Annotated in this window: 18 protein-coding genes; 6 read left to right on the top strand and 12 right to left on the bottom strand. The window is 61.5% G+C overall.

Going from position 1 to position 17357, the window contains the following annotated elements:
* Positions 1-18: 18 nt before the first annotated feature.
* Positions 19-1518 carry a SulP family inorganic anion transporter gene (locus H1204_RS18250; protein WP_180732127.1) on the bottom strand — a complete coding sequence of 500 codons (1500 nt, stop codon included), beginning with the start codon at positions 1516-1518 and terminating at the stop codon, positions 19-21.
* Between the two features lie 305 nt (positions 1519-1823).
* Complete coding sequence (locus tag H1204_RS18245) at positions 1824-2093, bottom strand: DUF1488 family protein (protein WP_180732126.1); 270 nt, start codon at positions 2091-2093, stop codon at positions 1824-1826.
* Positions 2094-2578: 485 nt separating this feature from the next.
* Between H1204_RS18245 and H1204_RS18240 the strand changes: the two genes are divergently transcribed.
* Entirely contained in the window at positions 2579-3472 is an 894-nt protein-coding gene (locus H1204_RS18240) for a DMT family transporter (protein WP_180732125.1), read from the top strand.
* Between the two features lie 9 nt (positions 3473-3481).
* Here the strand turns inward: H1204_RS18240 and H1204_RS18235 are convergent, their stop codons facing one another.
* Positions 3482-4036, bottom strand: coding sequence for an SRPBCC family protein (locus H1204_RS18235; protein WP_180732124.1), 555 nt, complete (start codon positions 4034-4036; stop codon positions 3482-3484).
* A gap of 177 nt (positions 4037-4213) precedes the next feature.
* Here H1204_RS18235 and H1204_RS18230 point away from each other — a divergent pair, with 177 nt between their 5' ends.
* Complete coding sequence (locus H1204_RS18230; protein ID WP_180732123.1) at positions 4214-4621, top strand: PPC domain-containing DNA-binding protein; 408 nt, start codon at positions 4214-4216, stop codon at positions 4619-4621.
* 177 nt (positions 4622-4798) lie between these two features.
* Complete coding sequence (locus H1204_RS18225) at positions 4799-5680, top strand: fructose bisphosphate aldolase (RefSeq protein ID WP_346015761.1); 882 nt, start codon at positions 4799-4801, stop codon at positions 5678-5680.
* Between the two features lie 97 nt (positions 5681-5777).
* Here H1204_RS18225 and H1204_RS18220 read toward each other — a convergent pair whose 3' ends face one another.
* Positions 5778-6245 (bottom strand): PRC-barrel domain-containing protein, encoded by a 468-nt coding sequence (locus H1204_RS18220; RefSeq protein WP_180732121.1) that lies wholly within the window; start codon positions 6243-6245, stop codon positions 5778-5780.
* Between the two features lie 268 nt (positions 6246-6513).
* On the opposite strand from H1204_RS18220, the gene H1204_RS18215 reads away from it, so the two are divergent.
* Positions 6514-6702, top strand: a complete 189-nt coding sequence (locus tag H1204_RS18215; protein ID WP_007745548.1) for a DUF2970 domain-containing protein — start codon at positions 6514-6516, stop codon at positions 6700-6702.
* A gap of 16 nt (positions 6703-6718) precedes the next feature.
* Here H1204_RS18215 and H1204_RS18210 read toward each other — a convergent pair whose 3' ends face one another.
* Positions 6719-8134, bottom strand: a complete 1416-nt coding sequence (locus H1204_RS18210; protein WP_180732120.1) for a PLP-dependent aminotransferase family protein — start codon at positions 8132-8134, stop codon at positions 6719-6721.
* Between the two features lie 79 nt (positions 8135-8213).
* The gene (locus H1204_RS18205; RefSeq protein WP_180732119.1) at positions 8214-9734 is read right to left on the bottom strand and encodes an MFS transporter; all 1521 of its coding nucleotides are present in this window, start codon (positions 9732-9734) and stop codon (positions 8214-8216) included.
* A 124-nt stretch (positions 9735-9858) separates the two neighbouring features.
* Here H1204_RS18205 and H1204_RS18200 point away from each other — a divergent pair, with 124 nt between their 5' ends.
* Together H1204_RS18200 and H1204_RS18195 are read left to right on the top strand one after the other, a co-directional pair.
* Complete coding sequence (locus tag H1204_RS18200; RefSeq protein ID WP_180732118.1) at positions 9859-10737, top strand: LysR substrate-binding domain-containing protein; 879 nt, start codon at positions 9859-9861, stop codon at positions 10735-10737.
* 231 nt (positions 10738-10968) lie between these two features.
* Complete coding sequence (locus H1204_RS18195; RefSeq protein ID WP_180733210.1) at positions 10969-11238, top strand: DUF1488 domain-containing protein; 270 nt, start codon at positions 10969-10971, stop codon at positions 11236-11238.
* Positions 11239-11478: 240 nt separating this feature from the next.
* On the opposite strand, the gene H1204_RS18190 is transcribed toward H1204_RS18195, so the two are convergent.
* From H1204_RS18190 to H1204_RS18165, 6 genes are all read right to left on the bottom strand, one after another.
* Positions 11479-12054 (bottom strand): H-NS family nucleoid-associated regulatory protein, encoded by a 576-nt coding sequence (locus H1204_RS18190; protein WP_180732117.1) that lies wholly within the window; start codon positions 12052-12054, stop codon positions 11479-11481.
* A gap of 518 nt (positions 12055-12572) precedes the next feature.
* The gene (locus H1204_RS18185) at positions 12573-12881 is read right to left on the bottom strand and encodes a DUF4148 domain-containing protein (RefSeq protein WP_180732116.1); all 309 of its coding nucleotides are present in this window, start codon (positions 12879-12881) and stop codon (positions 12573-12575) included.
* A gap of 201 nt (positions 12882-13082) precedes the next feature.
* A complete protein-coding gene (locus H1204_RS18180) occupies positions 13083-13448 on the bottom strand; it encodes a response regulator (RefSeq protein ID WP_180724751.1) in 366 nt (121 codons plus the stop codon).
* Positions 13449-13518: 70 nt separating this feature from the next.
* Positions 13519-14058, bottom strand: a complete 540-nt coding sequence (locus H1204_RS18175; protein WP_180732115.1) for a hypothetical protein — start codon at positions 14056-14058, stop codon at positions 13519-13521.
* A complete protein-coding gene (locus H1204_RS18170; protein ID WP_180732114.1) occupies positions 14055-14795 on the bottom strand; it encodes a methyl-accepting chemotaxis protein in 741 nt (246 codons plus the stop codon). Before H1204_RS18170 ends, H1204_RS18175 begins: the two co-directional genes overlap by 4 nt.
* Before the next feature lie 17 nt (positions 14796-14812).
* On the bottom strand, positions 14813-17203 hold the full coding sequence (locus tag H1204_RS18165) for an MCP four helix bundle domain-containing protein (protein WP_180732113.1): 2391 nt from the start codon (positions 17201-17203) through the stop codon (positions 14813-14815).
* Between the last annotated feature and the right edge of the window lie 154 nt (positions 17204-17357).

Below are 17357 nucleotides of genomic sequence, written 5' to 3'. Positions count from 1 at the left end.
CGCATCGGCTGGCAGGCGTCAGTTGCCTTCCTGCAGCATCACCACGCCCGCATTGGCCCGCTGCAACAGACGCCGGCTGCGTACCGAGAGATTGGTCAAACGCAGGCGCTTGCCGAGCTTTGCGTAGCGCGCGTGCAGCGCTTCCAGCGCCGCAATCGCCGAATGATCCGCGCAATGCAGATGACGGCAATCGAGCGTCACGTTGGCCGGGTCGTTATGCGGCTCGAACAGCGCATGGAAATGCGCGGTCGATGCGAAGAACAGCGTGCCGCGCGGCGCGTGGGTCGTTTCGCCCGATGCGTCGTCGAGCGTTTCGCTGCGAATCTCGCCCGCGTGCTGCCACGCGAAGTTCAGCGCCGAAACGACGATGCCGCACAGCACAGCCGTCGCGAGATCGGTAAACACGGTGATGACCGTCACGGCGACGATCACCAGCGCGTCGCTACGCGGCACCTTCTTCAGCGCGCGCAACGAGCCCCACGAAAACGTCTGCTGCGCGACGACGAACATCACGCCAACCAGTGCCGCGAGCGGAATACGCTCGATCAGCGGCGACAGGAACAGGATGAAGAGCAGGATCATCACGCCGCTCGTCACGCCCGACACCCGCGAGCGCCCGCCGGAGCCGAGGTTGATGACGGTCTGGCCGATCATCGCGCAGCCGCCCATCGCACCGAACAGGCCCGACACGATATTCGCGGCGCCGAGCGCCATGCACTCGCGATTCGGCTGTCCGCGAGATTCCGTGAGTTCGTCGGTGAGATTGAGCGTGAGCAGCGTTTCGAGCACGCCGACCATCGACATCAACGCGGCGTACGGAAAGATGATGCGCAGCGTGTCGAGATCGAGCGGCACGCCTGGCATGCTGAACTCGGGCAGGCCGCCTGCGATGTGCGCCATGTCGCCGAGCGTGCGCGTCGGCAGATGCAGCAACTGGCTCAGCACGCCCACGCCGACAATCGCCGCAAGCGCGGGCGGCACCGCTTTCGTCAGACGCGGCAGGCCGTACACGATCGCCATCGTCACCGCGACGAGTCCGCCCATCAGCCACAGCGCGTGACCGTGCAGCCATACGCTGCCTTGCGGCGACGCCTGCTTGAAGTGCTCGAACTGCGCCATCGCGATGATGATCGCGAGTCCGTTGACGAAGCCGAGCATCACGGGATGCGGCACCATCCGGATCAGCTTGCCGAGCCGCAATGCACCGAACAGCATCATCAGCAGACCGCCCAGCACAACCGTCGCGAACAGATACTGCGGACCATGCTGCACGACGAGCGCGACGATCACCACGGCCATCGACCCTGCCGCGCCCGAGATCATGCCCGGCCGGCCACCGAACAGCGCCGTGATCGTGCAGATGAAGAACGCGCCATACAGGCCCATCAGTGGATTGAGATGCGCGACCAGCGCGAACGCGATGCATTCGGGCACCAGCGCAAACGATGAAGTCAGGCCGGCGAGCACATCGCCACGAAGCGAGGAAAAACGGGAAGCGGTAAGACTGCGGTCTTGCATCTTGTTGTATGAACGGATCGGACGTGCCGTCGAGGAACACTCACTCGCGCGTGCACAGGTGAACGGATTGCGATGCACCCTGGTTGTGCATGACGGACATGGCGTGCACGACGCCGCGTCGTCGACTGGACCGCAAGCCTGATGGCGTGCGGCTGGGCACAAAGGTGGACGGGACAGAAAGAGGACAGGCTCGGGGCGGCAAGCCCGAGCCGGACGCCTGATGTGCGCGGCTCTCGCGCAGCGCACGCGATTTTACAGGGTCAGCGGCTCACGCGCAGTGGCGTGCGGTGAAGGCAGCCGCTGCTTTAGCGGTAGTCGAAATCGTCTGCGGTAATCAACACGTGCGTCGCGCCCTTGGCGAGCGCCTTGCGCTCGGCGACGGCGGCGATGCGGCGCTGGCCGTTGCCGAACGCCTTCGTGAGGTGCGACTCGTCAGCGCCGCGTTCCAGCCAGAAATGCTGCTCGAGCGCATCGCGCGTAATCGCGCAGCCTATCGCGCGCTTTTGCACGACGATATCGAAAGTCACGGCCTGGCCGTTAGTCGAAAGGGCGAAGTTGCTTAAGGACTGTTCCATATTCAGCCTCTCGTGAACTGCGATATACCTGTGTTTCGTGTTGCTTTCATGAACCCAGCACCCTATTCCCGCTATTCCCGCACTCAAACTATCTCATTCCGTTCGGCATCGATCAGTTCGGGCGAACCCTCGAAGCATCCCAATGCAAACGTTTGTACAGCCGATGTGCGTGATTTGCACAACACGCAACGATGAAAAAACGTGTGACATGTTCGCATTTTGAAGGCCATCGCGCAGTTGACCTTTGCCGTCAGACAGCGGCTTTCGCACGCAGTTTCGTGCGCATTCGCACGACGCGCATTGCAGCGTTTCCGTCTGACAAAAACGTTGCGCACGAACGAATCGGCGTAGCGCGTGCCCGCTTCGTCAAGCATACATCGCAATCGTTTGCGTCATATGTCACGTTGCATCTAATGGAGAAATCCATATGAAACAATAGAACCTCGTATGATCGAGGCTCTCAAAAGAACTCATACGAATAGTCGATGAAGCATCCTCGCTGGACGGGACTCATCTATCTGCTGGTCACTGCAACGGGATGGGCGCTCAACTGGCCCGCCATGAAAGTACTGCTGCGCGAATGGCCGCCGCTGTTTTCGCGCGGCGTTGCGGGAGTAACGGCGTCCGTCCTGCTCGGCGTGGTCGCCGTGTGCATGGGAGAGCGGCCACGCGTGCCGCGCGAGTACGTGCCGCGCCTGCTGCTCGCGGCGTGCACGAATGTCTTCGCCTGGATGGGCTTTTCGACGCTCTCGATGAAATGGCTGAGCGTCAGCGAAGGCGCGCTGCTCGTCTACACCATGCCTATCTGGGCCATGCTGCTCGCGTGGCCGGTCCTGTCGCGCAGGCCGTCTACCGTCGAGTTTCTCGCGCTGCTGCTTGGTCTCGCGGGCGTCGTCGTGCTGCTGGGCGGCCGAGGCGTGGCATTCGACGCGGGCAAGATCGCGGGCATCGCCTTCGCGCTGCTGGCGGCCGTGCTGTTCGCGCTCGGCACTGTCATCTCGCGCACGCCGATCCCCGTCCCGCCCATCAGCCTCGTCGCGTGGCAGGTCGGACTCGGCTGCGCGCCGATGATCGTCGCGGGGCTGCTGATCGAGCGTCCGGAACTCGCGTCGCTGCGCGCGGACGGCTGGGCCGTGCTGATCTATATGACGCTCGTGCCGATGGGCGTGTGCTATCTCGCGTGGTTCGCAACCTTGCGTCATCTGCCGCCGCAGATCGCGTCGATCGGCATGCTGCTGGTGCCGATCATGGGTATCGTCGCGGCGGCGCTCGCGCTAGGCGAGCCGCTAGGGTGGAAAGAAGCCGTGGCGATGGCGCTCACGTTGAGCGGCGTCGCGCTTGCGCTGCGGCGCAAGGCGCCGCCGACAGCGCCCGAATGATGACTGACGCTATGGCTTTTCGAGAATGTCCTTGAGCCGATCGACGGCTTCGTCCGACTCGGCCTGGATCTTGGCACGCAGCAGCACCGCGTTCAGCAACGCGAACCAGAGCGTCGGCGAACGGTAGGTGAAGGTGCGCTCGAACTCCGTGCCGCGATTGCCATCCTCGCCGTCCGTGTCGGGCGTCAGCGCGTAGCTGACCGTGCCGGCTGGGCGGCCTTCTATCGTGCCGTCGATCGTCCATTTCTCGGGGCGCTTGCGCTCGACAACCGTCCACACGACCTCGCCGCGCCGCCCGGCGACGCGAAATTCTTCCGTGGTTCGCTCGCCGATATCCAGCGAATGATCGGTCGCACCGGACACCGACAGCGAAGACGGATGCCACGCGGGCCAATGCGCGGGCGTCGTCACGTAGTCGAAAACAGCCGTGCTTTTGCGCGCGATCGGCACGACGGTGACGATACGTGTCGACAGATCGAATGCGCGCGGCAGCGGAATGAACAGCACGCCGATCGCGGCCGCCACGCAGGCCATCGTGACGATTGCTCGCAGTAGCGCTTTCATCGCTGTTCGCGCCTTGCGGGCGCGCTTCCGAATGATGAGGTTCGTTCCTTCGCACCCGCGCAGGGGATTGCGGCCAGGCTGCCGCTCTTACTGGTACTGTATGTTAGCGCCGTGGCCGGGCCAATGAGGATCGACGCGCGCCTTCGCGATGTCGCAACGTCAAATGGAAGACCACCGATGCAAGCCCATCCGCTTCGCCTGCGGCCCGGCCAGGATCTCCGCGATGCGCTGGAAGACACGGTGCGCCAGCTCGGCGCGACGGCCGCGTTCGTGGTTCAGGGCATCGGCAGCCTGAGCGTGGCGCAGTTGCGATTTGCCGGCATCGACCAGCCGAGCGAACTGCGCGCCGACCTGGAAATCCTGACACTCGCCGGTTCGGTTGCGCCGGACGGCGCGCATCTTCACATGTCGGTCTCCGACGCCGATGGCCGCGTGTTCGGCGGACATGTGGCGCGCGGCTGCATCGTACGAACGACCGTTGAAGTTTTGCTCGTGTTGCTGCCCGATCATGCGTTCTCGCGCGAAGCCGATCCGCACACGGGTTTCATGGAGTTGTTCATCCGTGACCGGCCGCGCGGCGAGTAGCGCCCGCCAGACGCGGGCCCGCCAGCGCCCCTGGAACGTTCTTCGCTTGTCTGTTCGATGGGTCACCGTCCCCACAGTGTAGGAGCGTGCGCCGCAATGCCTTACACTTGTCGGGTCGGAAACGCATGGTCACTAATCAGTTGTTCAAGGAGGGAAACGTCCGTGGCAAATGAAAAAATGTTGGCGCAGATTTCTGATAAGGCGGGCTTCATCGCCGCGCTCGACCAGAGCGGCGGCTCCACGCCTGGCGCATTGCGGCAGTACGGCGTCGAAGAGAACGCCTACAACGGCGACGCCGAAATGTTCAAACTGATCCACGAAATGCGCGTGCGCATCATCACCGCCCCTGCATTCACGGGCGAAAAGGTCATCGCGGCGATTCTCTTCGAAGCCACGATGGACGGGCAGGCGCAAGGCAAGCCAGTGCCTTCGTTTCTCTGGGAAGACCGCGGCGTCGTGCCGTTCCTCAAGGTCGACAAGGGGCTCGAGGCGGAAAGCGACGGCGTGCGTCTGATGAAGCCGATCCCCGGACTCGACGCATTGCTCGCGCGCGCGGGCAAGCTCGGCATCTTCGGCACCAAGATGCGCTCCGTCATCGAGCAGAATTCGCCTGCGGGCATTGCCGCCGTCGTCAAGCAGCAGTTCGAGTACGGCGCGCAAATCGACGCGGGCGGCCTCATGCCGATCCTCGAACCCGAAGTGTCGATCAAGACACCAGACAAGGCGGGCGCCGAGAAGACGCTGCGCGACGAGATCATCAAGGGCCTCGACGCACTGCCCGCCGACAAGCAGGTCATGCTCAAGCTGACCATCCCCGACGTCGCCGATTTCTACAAGCCGCTGATCGATCATCCGCGAGTGTTGCGCGTCGTGGCGCTTTCGGGCGGTTATACGCGTACCGAAGCGTGCAAACTGCTTGAAAAGAATCACGGCATGATCGCGAGCTTTTCGCGGGCACTCATCAATGACCTGAAAAAACAGATGAGCGATAGCGAATTCAACGCGAAGCTGGGTGAAGCCATCGACGAGATTTACGAGGCTTCTGCCGTCAAGGTCTGAGCGGTCATTGCGGCGAAGCCGCGCATATTGATATGCGCGGCTTCGCCTTGACGTGCTTAACGTGTTTAACGTACTTAACGTGCTTTAGCGCGTCACGTCAATGCGCGGTCGGCGGCACGTCGGGGTCGACGTAATCACGACGCGAAACCCAGTACGGATCGCGGTTGTAATACGTATGCAGCGATTCGCCCCATTTGGAATCGGCCATGCTCGGCCAGTGGTCCTTGTCGAAGCCCGGTTCGTCTTTCAGCATCTGCGCGCTGATATCGACGTGAAAGCACTTCTGGTCGGTGTCGAGCGTGAGCGCACTCCACGGAATGGCGTGCAGCGTTGCACCCATGCCGAGAAAGCCACCCTCGGACAGCACGGCATACGCAATGCGTCCGCTGCGCACGTCGAGCATGATGTCGGAAATCTTGCCGACATGTTCTGCATCGGACGAATACACCTTCGTTCCGTCGAGCGTCGCTGCTGCCATCACCTCCGGCCCCGGACCTTCACCGACGCCGCCGCCGACAATATCGGCACCATCCGTTCTGCGCGTTTGCGGATTGATTGAGCCCATGTTTGCCTCCTATGAGAGTGAGCGCATGAAGGCGCGCAATGGGCGTTCCTGGATTGGCTAAAGGCTAGCCGGAAATGAAATCCAATTGAAAATTTTACCTGGCCTGGCAAGATTCAAGTCATATTTCCCGAAAGCGATCTCCAGTGCGACAGCCTGCCGCACCACTGCTACGCAGGAAACGCCGTCAACTGCTTCTTACGCCGATGCCCTCGCCCGCCTACGATTGACGCATGAAAACGCGTGACTTCACGCAGGCGGGAGAACTGAAATGGGCTTACTGAACATGATGCGCATGGTGTTGTGGAGTTTCTTCGGCGTGCGGCGTGGCGCTGCGCACGAAGCCGATCTCGCGACCGTCAAGCTGCCGCTGCTGCCCGTGATGGCCGTCGTGCTCGCGCTGTGCTTCGGCGGGCTTCTCTTTGCATTCGCCAGAATCGCCGTCACGATCGCGCATTGACGCTCGGGCTGCGCGCTCAGGTGGCCTGCGCGATCAACCCGCCAAGCACTTGAACGGCGCGCTCGATATCGGCGTTCCACGGATGTCCGAAGTTCAGCCGCATGCAATGGCGGAAGTTGCGCGACGCGGAAAAGATCGGCCCAGGAGCCACGCTCACGCCCTGTTCGATCGCCTGCCTGTGCAGCGTTAATGCATCGACGTGCTCGGGCAATTCGAGCCACACGAAATAGCCGCCTGAAGGAAGCGTCCACGTCACACCTTTCGGCATCGCGCGGCGTAGCGCGAGATTCATTGCATCGAGTTGCGCGCGCAACGCGGCACGCAGTTTTCGCAGATGCCTGTCGTATCCGCCATGCTGAAGATAATCGGCGATACCCGCCTGCACGGGAATGCTCGCCGATAGCGTCGTCATCAGTTTGGCGCGCTGTACTTTCTCTGCAAACTTCCCCGCAGCGGCCCAGCCAATCCGATATCCCGGCGCGAGCGTCTTCGAGAAAGAACTGCAATGCATCACGAGTCCTTTCCGGTCGAAGGCGATGGCGGGCAATGGATAATCCGCCTGAAAATGCAGTTCGCCATATACGTCGTCTTCGATCAGCGGCACTTCATACCGCGCGAGCAGTTCGACAAGTGCCTTTTTCTTTTCCACAGGCATCGTCGCGCCCGTCGGGTTCTGGTAATTCGTCATGAACCAGCACCCGCGAATGGGCTGCTTTTCCAGCGCTTGCGCAAGCGCGTCCAGGTCGAGGCCGGTTTGCGGATCGACGGGTATTTCGACTGCGCGTAGATCGAGTCTTTCAATAGCCTGCAGCGCCGCATAGAAGCCAGGCGATTCGACGGCCACGACATCGCCGGGACGCGTCACGGCCATCAGGCAAAGATTCAGTGCTTCGAGCGCGCCATTCGTGACGACGATCTCTTCGAGCGGTTGCGACAGGCCCATGCCGAGATAGCGCAGCGCGATCTGCTGGCGCAAAGCCTCGTTGCCCGGCGGCAGATCGACAACGGTACTCCACGGGTTCATCGTTCGCGATGTTTGTGCGAGCGATTTGGAAAGACGTTGCAGCGGAAACAGCATCGGCGAAGGAAACGCCGAGCCTAACGGCACGACACTCGTATGCTTCGCCGCTTCGAGCACGCTGAAAACGAGTTCGCTGATATCGACCTTCGCGGACTCAGTGAGCGCGCGCTTCGCGGTCGCTTCCCGCGTGTCGCGAACGGCCGCGCCCGGCGCGACGTAATAGCCGGAGCGCTCCTGCGCGCGAATGAGGCCCCACTCTTCCAGCAGATAGTACGCACGAAACGCCGTCGATTGACTCACGCCATGCTGCGCGATGACCTGCCGCAGCGAAGGCATGCGCGCGCCGACAGCAAGACTGCCCGAGCGTATTTCGGCCGCCATCGTATTGGCGAGTGCTTCATATCGGTTCATTGAGAATTGCGCGCGGCGGGACGCTCATGACACAGAGCTTTTTATACTAATCGGTACACGCCTGCGCAATCAACTGACATCAACGCTTCTTGCGCCGCATCGACAGGAATACGATCGACGCGGACACGGCCGCCACGATCGACGCGCCCGCAAACGCACGCGCAAAGCCTTCGCCGTAACTCGACCGGGCAATATGAACGAGTGCCTCTATCGATGCCGGTGGATACAGCGCGAACGCGCGCGAGAAGTCGCCCGCCATCACGCGCTCGGTAAAGCCCTGCACGACGGGCAGATGGGTCTGCGTCATCTGTGCCGTCAGCGCGGAACGCACGCCTTCGGCCAGCACGGCCCCCAGCCCCGAGAAGCCGAGCAGAATGCCCGTGAATCGCGAGGTCGTGCTGATGCCCGACGCCATGCCCGCGCGTTCGCGCGGCACCGTGCTCATGATCGCCTTCTGCGTCTCGCCGTTCAGCAGGCCGCCGCCGCTGCCGAGCAGCGCCATCGCGACGATCAGCCATGCGTGACTGGTGCTGCGCGCGGCGACCATCATCGAGAGATTGCCGCATGCGACCACCGCGAGACCGAGCGTGAGAATCTGGCGCGATTCCATGTACGCCGCGAGCTTGCGTCCTAGCTGCGGTAAAATCAGCATGGCCAGCGCGAAAGGCAGCATGCCCGCGCCCGCAACCAGCGCGCTTTCGCCGCGCGCGTTCTGCAGAAATAGCGGCAACAGCGAAGCCATGACCTGCGCCGACGATGCATAAGCAAACATCGCCACGATCGCGCCGACGAACGGCAGCGAGCGGAACAGCGCGAGATCGAGCATCGGATGCGCACGCCGGCTTTCCACCCACACGAACAACGCGAAAAGGACCACGCCGGCGCCTGCGCGCGACAACGCCTGCGTGCTCAGCCATCCACGGTCAGGTCCGAGAATCAGCGCCCACGTCAGCGAGAACATCGCCGAGGCAAAGAGCGCAATACCGGGCAGATCGAGCGATCGCGGCGTCGGGTCGCGCGATTCGTCGACGATCCGTACGACACCCGTCGCCAGCAACGCACAGATCGGCACGTTGATCGCGAATGCCCAGCGCCAGCCGAGCCACGCGTTGATCACGCCGCCGATCAGCGGCGAAAGGACCATTGTCAGCCCCATGATGCCGCCCCACACCGCCCAGGCTCGTGCGCGTTCGCGCTCGTCATGAAACGCATGGCCGATGATGGCGAGCGCCGGCGCGAGCAGGAAGGCCGCCCCCACGCCTTGCGCAGCCCGCGCGAGGTAAAGCAGCTCGGCCGTCGGCGCAACGCCGCAGGCGAACGAAGCGAGTGCGAACAGCGCGATACCCGTCAGAAACACGCGCTTGCGCCCATAGCGGTCGGCAAGCGACCCAGCGGGCAAAAGCAGTGCGGCGAAGCACAACACATACGCGCTGATCACCCATTCGATATCGGCGAACGAAGCGTTGAGATCGCGCGCGATAGTGGGCAGGACGATACCAACCACGTTGGTGTCGAGCACCGTCATCGCGCAACCCATCGACGCGATGAGGAGCAGCGGCGTGCCGCGAGAGACGGAACGGGAAGCGGTAATCGAGCTCATCGGACGGACCCGGCGGGAAATCTGCGAAAAGGAAGCCCGTATTCCACCAGCTTTCTCTATTCCGTTCATTGCCCGTCGTATTCAATATAATTAGCTTCAACCTAATACACCGAAGCGTCGAACTATGGAGCTGAGGCATCTGCGGTACTTCATCGCCGTCGCCGAGCGCCTGCATTTCGCGCAGGCTGCGGAAGCGCTCGGCATCGCGCCGCCTACGCTCACGGTACAGATCCAGGAGATGGAGCGTGCGCTGCAGGCACAGCTGTTTCGCCGCACGCGGCGCTCGGTTGTGCTGACGCCCGCCGGCGAAGCGTTTCTCGCCGAAGCGCGCGAGACTGTCGCGCAGTTCGAGCGGGCGTTGCACGTCGGCCAGCGCGCCGGGCGCGGCGAACTGGGGCGTATTCATATCGGGTATGTCGGCTCGGCGGCTTTTTCCGGCATCTTGCAGAAACAGCTGCGCGCATTCCGCAAAGCGCGGCCGCACGTGCTCGTGCAGGCCACCGAGCACCCGATGGGCGAGTTGCCCGCGCTGCTGGAGGAAGGCCGCGTCGACGTCGCGTTCGTGCGCTTGCCGGTGGATTTGCCGCTGTCGCTGCGCGCACACGTGCTGGCGCGCGATGCATTTTGCGCGGCGCTGCCTGCCGAGCATCCGCTGGCGGCTGCCACCGGGCCGATCAAGGCGCGCGCGCTGGCGGGCGAGAGCTTCGTCGTGCCCGAACAGGAACTGGGCACGCGGGAGATTGCGCGGCGCGGCCGGTTCAATCCGCGCATCGTCAGCGCGCCCGGCACGCTGCTGGCCGTACTGACTCAGGTTTCCGTCGGCGTGGGCGTCGCCATCGTGCCCAATGTGCTGACGCGGGTCGTCAATCTGCCCAATGTCGTCTTCAAGACGCTGGCGGGCGAGCCGATCGCATCGGAGGTCGCGGCCGTTTTCCGCAAATTCGAGCATTCGCCCGCGACGAAAAAGCTCATCGCACAGATGACGGGCGCGCCGGATCAGTAGTTTCCCGGCTTTTGCGCCGTTCGCGGCCTATCATGGGAGAACGATCCCGATCCCCGGCGTCAGTCACCCCCAACGGGTTCGGCACGAGCCGGACTGGATCGTTCCTTGCTGCGCAGCACCGAAGCGAGCGCCCTACACCGCGCCGCCTGGCCCTGGACCGCGAAGACATCGCCCGGAAGCCGGCGCCAGCGAGCGCTCGTGAATTTCATCTGGCACTCACGGAGAAATCAAATGACCATCGAATTCACCAGCCGCCGGCACGTCGTGGCCGCATCGCGAGTCGCATTCGAAGCGACCGTCGAAGGAAAAGAGGTATGGTGCAGCGTATCAATCGACGCCCTGAACAGCCATTTCGGCAATACAGGTACGTCGTCGCACGATCTGATCACGACGTTCGAGGGTAACCGCAAGACAATCGAGGACGCAGCGCGCCGCGTGCTGCAACGAAATGGGGGGCAGTCGGTCGAACTGGAGACGCTCGACTTTAATAAACCACATTGAAGAAGGGAGCACGCGCCGGAAAGCAAGGACGGCGCGCGCGGTGCCGCCGAAAACGGGCGGCACCCATCGATGAGCAATTGAGCCGAAATGGCTCACGCATAAAAATGCTATGCCCCCGGCCTTGTGTATTCGCCAATATGTTTGGCAAAAGCATGCCGACTTCGCCATCAGGCAAAGATTCTTTTGCCGACAAAGAGGCGAGAACCTCGTCCCGCCTCTTGCTGATTCTTTTCGTCGTTCTTACGCGCGCGGCTTTCTTCCTGCCTTTTTGGCGGCAACCTTCTTTTTCGCAACGCCATTCATACCCGCCGCTTTTGCCCCGGCGACCAGGAACTTGCTACGGTCTTTTTCGCCCGCCAGCCATGCCGGTGCAGGACCACGGCCACTCCATGTCGCGCCCGTTTCGGGGTGACGATACTTTGCCGGCTGCGGTCCCTTCGGCTGGCCGTTGCCCGTGCCGTGCTTCACGGCGACGCGCGTGGCAGCCGGTGCGGATGCGCCCGCCACCAGGTACTTCGAACGGTCTTTCACCGTGGCGATCCATGCAGGCGCACGGCCATGCCCCGTCCACGTTGCACCCGTTTTAGGATCGGAGTATTTGGCTTCGCCTTTGGTTTGCACGCCTGCCGACTTCAGCGAAGGACGGCCACGTTTTTTGCGGCCGAGATGCGCGTCGATATCAGCCGTAGTCAAATTGTGCTTTGCCATCAGTGCGCGAATACCTTCGAGCGCCGCCGTCGACTTTTTCGACGCAATGGCCTCCGCCTGGGCCTGAAGCTTTTTTATCTTTGCCTGAAGTGCTTCGAGTGTAGCCATATTGGAACTCCTGATTGAAGATACCGGCACTATGCCACGGACCGGTCATATATGGCTAGAGTTCATCTATTACATGAAAAGACAAGCGTGCGCCGTTGTACTGTCTGATTGTCCCATAGCGTCCAATCGAGGCCCCAATTGCCAGGATTTATCTGGCGTATGACAAATGTCAATTGGCTTGCATCGGCGATGACTGTCCAATTACTCACGCTATCCATAAGACTTTTAAAATTCCACGTCCGAAAGCGCTGACACGCCAATCGGAATTAGTGCGTCACCCTTCTACTGAAGAAATGGACTTTCTTTCGCGAGCGTCTCGTTTCCAGAAGCACATCCGATGGGGCTAGCAATAAATTCACGTTCACTACTTCTTTTTTCCAATTTGCCTCAATGCTATGCGCGATGAGCGAATCGCAAATGCGAAAAGGCCGAAGTCTGTGCATGACAGGCTCCGGCCTTATGGTTGACTCAGAATTGATGCAGTCAGCGAGTCTGCGCGCGCCGCCCGCAAACAATTGTTAATGGTGCGAGAACGTGATGCCATTCGCATTGGCGCGCACGCCCGCTTCCGACACGCCATTCGCCGCGCCACCCAACCCGCTTTGCTGAGTCGATGCAGCCTGTTGTGCGGCCAGACGCGCTTCGGCGGCCTGAATATGCTTGGGATAGCTATTGCGATCGTCGAGCGAACTATAACCGGCGTTATGCAACTGCACGAGTTCTTCACGTACCTGCGCGCGTGTCACGGGCTGATTGTTCTGCGCGATTACAGTCAGGGGAGCACTGACTAGAGCGGCGACGATAACGAATTGACCGAGCGATTTCATGGCGACTACCTCCGGATCTGTCTGTTGGGTTGCGCGAGAACAGGTGTTCTGCAACCGTTGAACAGAGTGTAGAAGCGCGACCGCTGCCGATAAATACGTGAAGCTCGAATAGATCTTTCAAGGAATTACTACAATCCGCGCGGCATGAATGGGCCGCCGCGCCCCCCCGACGCGGCGGCCCGTCCATGCCGCGCCAAGCCGTCAGCCGGCCAGCTTGCGGAACGTTTCGAGCACCGCGTCGCCCTTGAACGGCTTCACGATCCAGCCCTTCACACCCGCCGCCTTGCCGCGCTCCTTCATTGCAGGGCTGCTTTCCGTCGTCAGCATGATGATGTTGACGCTCGCATTGGCCAGTTCGCCGCGAATCTTTTCGGCCATCGTCAGGCCGTCCATATTCGGCATATTGACGTCGCTGACGACGAGACGGATGCCGGGCGACGCCTTCAGCTTCGCGAGACCATCCTTGCCGTCCACCGCGGTATCGACATCGAGACCATTTTTCCTCAGAAAACCCGCGACTTCATCGCGCACCGTGCTCGAATCGTCCACTACCAGAACCTTAGCCATTGCTTACCCCGTAGCGCCATTTATGCGGCGCATTGATTGAAAATGTGCTCTCTGCGCTGCTCAGAAGCATTTAAAAGAGTTCGAGTTCACCCGTGCTCTCCTCGGCCTCGTTCACATACGCGGCAAAATCGACTGGCGAACTCGCGCACATGCACAGTGTCGCGCCCAGTTGTACGTTTGCGCCGATGCTCACGCGAAAAGCCGCGAGATAGCCGGGCTTCAACTCCGTCAGATAAGGCACGCACGCGCCATTCAGTTGATAAGGCGTCGACATCCCGAGGTCCGGAAAGAACTCGACCAATTGCTGATTGATCGCGCCACAACACAGATTGCCGACTTCCATCAGGGCTTCCGCCAACGAGCGTTCTTCCGATTCGCGCAGATAGTAGTCGCGCGTCGCCTGGTCGTCGTTGAAATGCAGCACGAGCAGAAAGCGGAATGCAATCGATGAAATGGTCAGAACAACGATATGGCTGGCAAGCGCGGTATTGGCCTGCTGCGCGTCGAGTGCCGTGATTTCGCATGCGTCGCCGGAATCGACAGGCAAACGCGTGCGCGCGGAATACAAAAAGATCCGCTCGATACTGTCTTTCGCTTGCTGACTGATCACGTCGTCGCCTGCTCTAACCGGGATTGAATCTGACCGGCAAGCGACTCGACGCTCGCCAGCGACGCCGCAATCATCTTGCCGCCCGCCTGAATGTCCTGAAACGTGGCCGTGGTGATCAGGTCATTGCGGTTCAGGCTGTCGTGATAGCTCTTCGACAGTTCCTGCGAGCGTGTCGCAAGCGCGCGCACTTCGCTTGCGACGATCGAGAACCCGCGCCCCGCCGCACCCGCGCGCGCTGCTTCAATCGACGCATTCAGCGACACGATCAGCACGTGACGCACGATCGACGACAGTTCGCTGTTCTTCGCGTGCATGTCGTGGTTCTGCGCCATCAGCGAGATCATCTGCTCGTGCCAGCGCTCGAACGTCGCGGACAGATGCCGCAGGCGCCCCGCTTCCGTTGAGAGGCGGGTCGCCTGTTGCAGCCACTCGTCTTTTTGCAGATGCAGCGCGTTCAGTGCGTCACGCGCTTCGTCCGCCAACACCGACTGCTGCGCGAGATCGTCGCGCAATGTATCGACGAGCGCGTGCAGTTCGCGCGCCTGCTGCTCGTGCTGCCGGACTTCGGCGGCGTGACGCTCCTCGGCCTGCACGAGCACGGTGTTCTGCGACTCGAGCGTGGTCTGCTGTTGCGCAGCCGCCCGTTTCCTGTACCACCACCGATGCACGAACAATCCTGCCAGCGCGCCCCACGCGACGCCCGCCAGGGCAGCCGCAATCACATACTGATCAACCACAGCCTGTCCCCGTCGTGCTATTCGAAATGTGCATTCGCCTGAATCGAACTCACTGTTTGCGCGGCGTCATGCATCGACGTGCCGACGCTATCGACAGCGCAGTTCTCCGGCAGATAAACGATCGTCTGGAACTGGCGGAAGTCCGCGCCCGCGTGATCGTCCGTAAAGCGCAACTCGATGCGTCCGCCTTCGCGGCGGATGAAATCGCGCACCGCATCCATGCCGACGCCGCGGCCCGACACTTCCGTCACGTTCTGCGCAGTCGAGAAGCCAGCACGGAAGATGAATTCCGCCACGGCTTCGTCGCTCAATTGCGTATCGGGCTGAAGCCAGCCGCGATCGGCTGCGATACCGCGAATGCGCGACAGCGCGAGACCGCTTCCATCGTCGCTCAACGTGATCTGCAATGCGCCTTCGGCGACGCCCACTTCGATATCGATGACACCCGCTTCCGGCTTGCCGAGCGCGACACGCTGTGCGGCGAGCTCGATGCCGTGATCGACTGAATTGCGCAGCAGATGCATGAACACGTTCTTGAGCATGCTGCCCGCCTGCGTGCGAACGCGATAACCGTTGTCGTCGATACGCACGGCAGGCACGGCCTTGCCGAGCTCGGCGGCAAGCGAGGGCAACGAGTGCAGCACGCCGGCGAGTGCCTCTTCGACTTTCTCCGTACCAAGCAGGCGCAATGTTCTACGTACCGAATCGCGCGCCGTCAGCAGCGCGAGCGTGTCAGCCGGATTTGCCGCATCGAGCAGGCGCAGGCTTTCCTGAATATGCTCGCGATCCACCATCAGATAACGTTCAGCGCTGCCGACACGGCCTGCCTTGCGTCGACCGAGGCTCACTTCATTGATCGTGGCGTAGTGCTGCAGCGCTTCTTTCACGCGTGCCAGTTCGGCAATGAGTTGCTCCTGATCCCATTCGTGCCCCGCTTCCGGTTGGCGCAGCGCATCGTAACGCTGCTCGGTTTCGTGCACGATGCTGGTCAGATGCTGCAGGCTGTAGGTCCGCGCATTGCCTTTGATGGTATGCATGTTGCGGAACAGTTCCGCGACAGCCGGCTCATTGACCTGCGCGTGCTGACGGATAATGCGCTCGTTCTCGTTGATGAAGCCCGTTGCACTCTCAACGAAATGGTGGAACTTCTCCTCGCTCACCGCGAGAATTTCGCCGATCATTTCCAGGCGGCGCTTCTGCTCGCCCGCTTCCGCCGCAAGCTGGCGCAGCTCGGTCACATCACGCACGCACAGCATCAGGCGCATGACTGTGTCGCTTTCGTCGGTGATCGCGGACCAGCTGAGATCGAGCGTCTTCACGCGGCCGTCGGGCATCTTGCGCGTGAGTTCGTTGACGAGCAGATGCTGGTTGAACTCGAAGTTGATGCTGTCTTCGCCGATGCACGCCAGCACGGCAGCTTCGACTTGCGACACGGTATCCGAACCCAGGTCGCTGTCGCCGAATACGAGGTCCATCAGCGCACGCCCGGCGATATCCTTCGTTTCGAAGATCTCTTCCAGATAGGCCGAGTACTCCGAGTGAATCTTCGCGTCTTCGACAACCGTCAGGATGCCCTGCTGCATGTTCTGCAACATCGCCTGAATATCGGCAGTCTTCTGCTTCAGTTGCGCGGAGCTTTGCTGGATCTTTTCGATCATGCCGTTGAACGCGACGATCGAATGACCGATTTCATCCATGCGGCCCACGGGCACGCGGCGCGTGAAGTCCTGGCTCGATGCGATCTCGCTCATCATCTCCTGCATGCGCGAAAGCGGTCGCGTGATCTGCCGGTATAGCAGCAGGCCAATTGCGATCAACACCAGAATCGCCGTGCCCGACGCGCTGCCGATCGCCGTCGTGGTCGTCGCGAGGCCCGTATTCAATGCATCAATGGCTTCGTCTTTCTGGCGGTTCTTTTCGATGCGCAGCGTTTCGACGATGCCTTCCAGTTCATCGCGGTACTGCGCGACGTTCGCGAACAGATAGGCTTGCGCGAGGTCGTTCTTGCCTTCGGCCTTCATTTTCGCGGTGTCGTTGATCGCCGCGAAGTAGTTGGCGAGGCTGTCGCGCGCCTGCGTGACGAGCCCTTCCTGAGCGTGGCTTGCGGCTGCTTTCGCCTGCACGTCCAGCGCTTCTCGCAGTGACTTCTCTTTCGCCGCGAGTTCTTTTTGTGCCTGCTCGACCATGTTCGCGTCGGGCGAATAGACGAGCGTCATCGTCGCGAGCTGCACGTCCTTGACTTGCGAGACAAGATCGGCCGAAGCCAGCGCGCTCGGCACGACGCCTTGCGTCACTTGCCGTACGTCTGCGGCACTGCCGCGAGTCTGATAGACAGCGTATCCGCCGATCGCCGACAAGGCGACCAGCATCAACACCACCAGTAGAGTGATGCGGTGACGGATGTTCATGTGGTATTCCCCGTGGTCTGTCACTGCTATGTGGCAGTGCTGCCCGCTCTGAATTTGTCAATTTGACGGGCGACGGGATTATCGTCGGCGGGTCGTGACGAAGCTGTGACCACCGCGCATTCTTCTGGGGATTAAAAGATGCAATAGAACATGC

The sequence above is a fragment of the Paraburkholderia sp. PGU19 genome, from assembly GCF_013426915.1.
Classification (GTDB): Bacteria; Pseudomonadota; Gammaproteobacteria; order Burkholderiales; family Burkholderiaceae; genus Paraburkholderia.
This window is presented reverse-complemented; position numbering and strand designations above follow the sequence as displayed.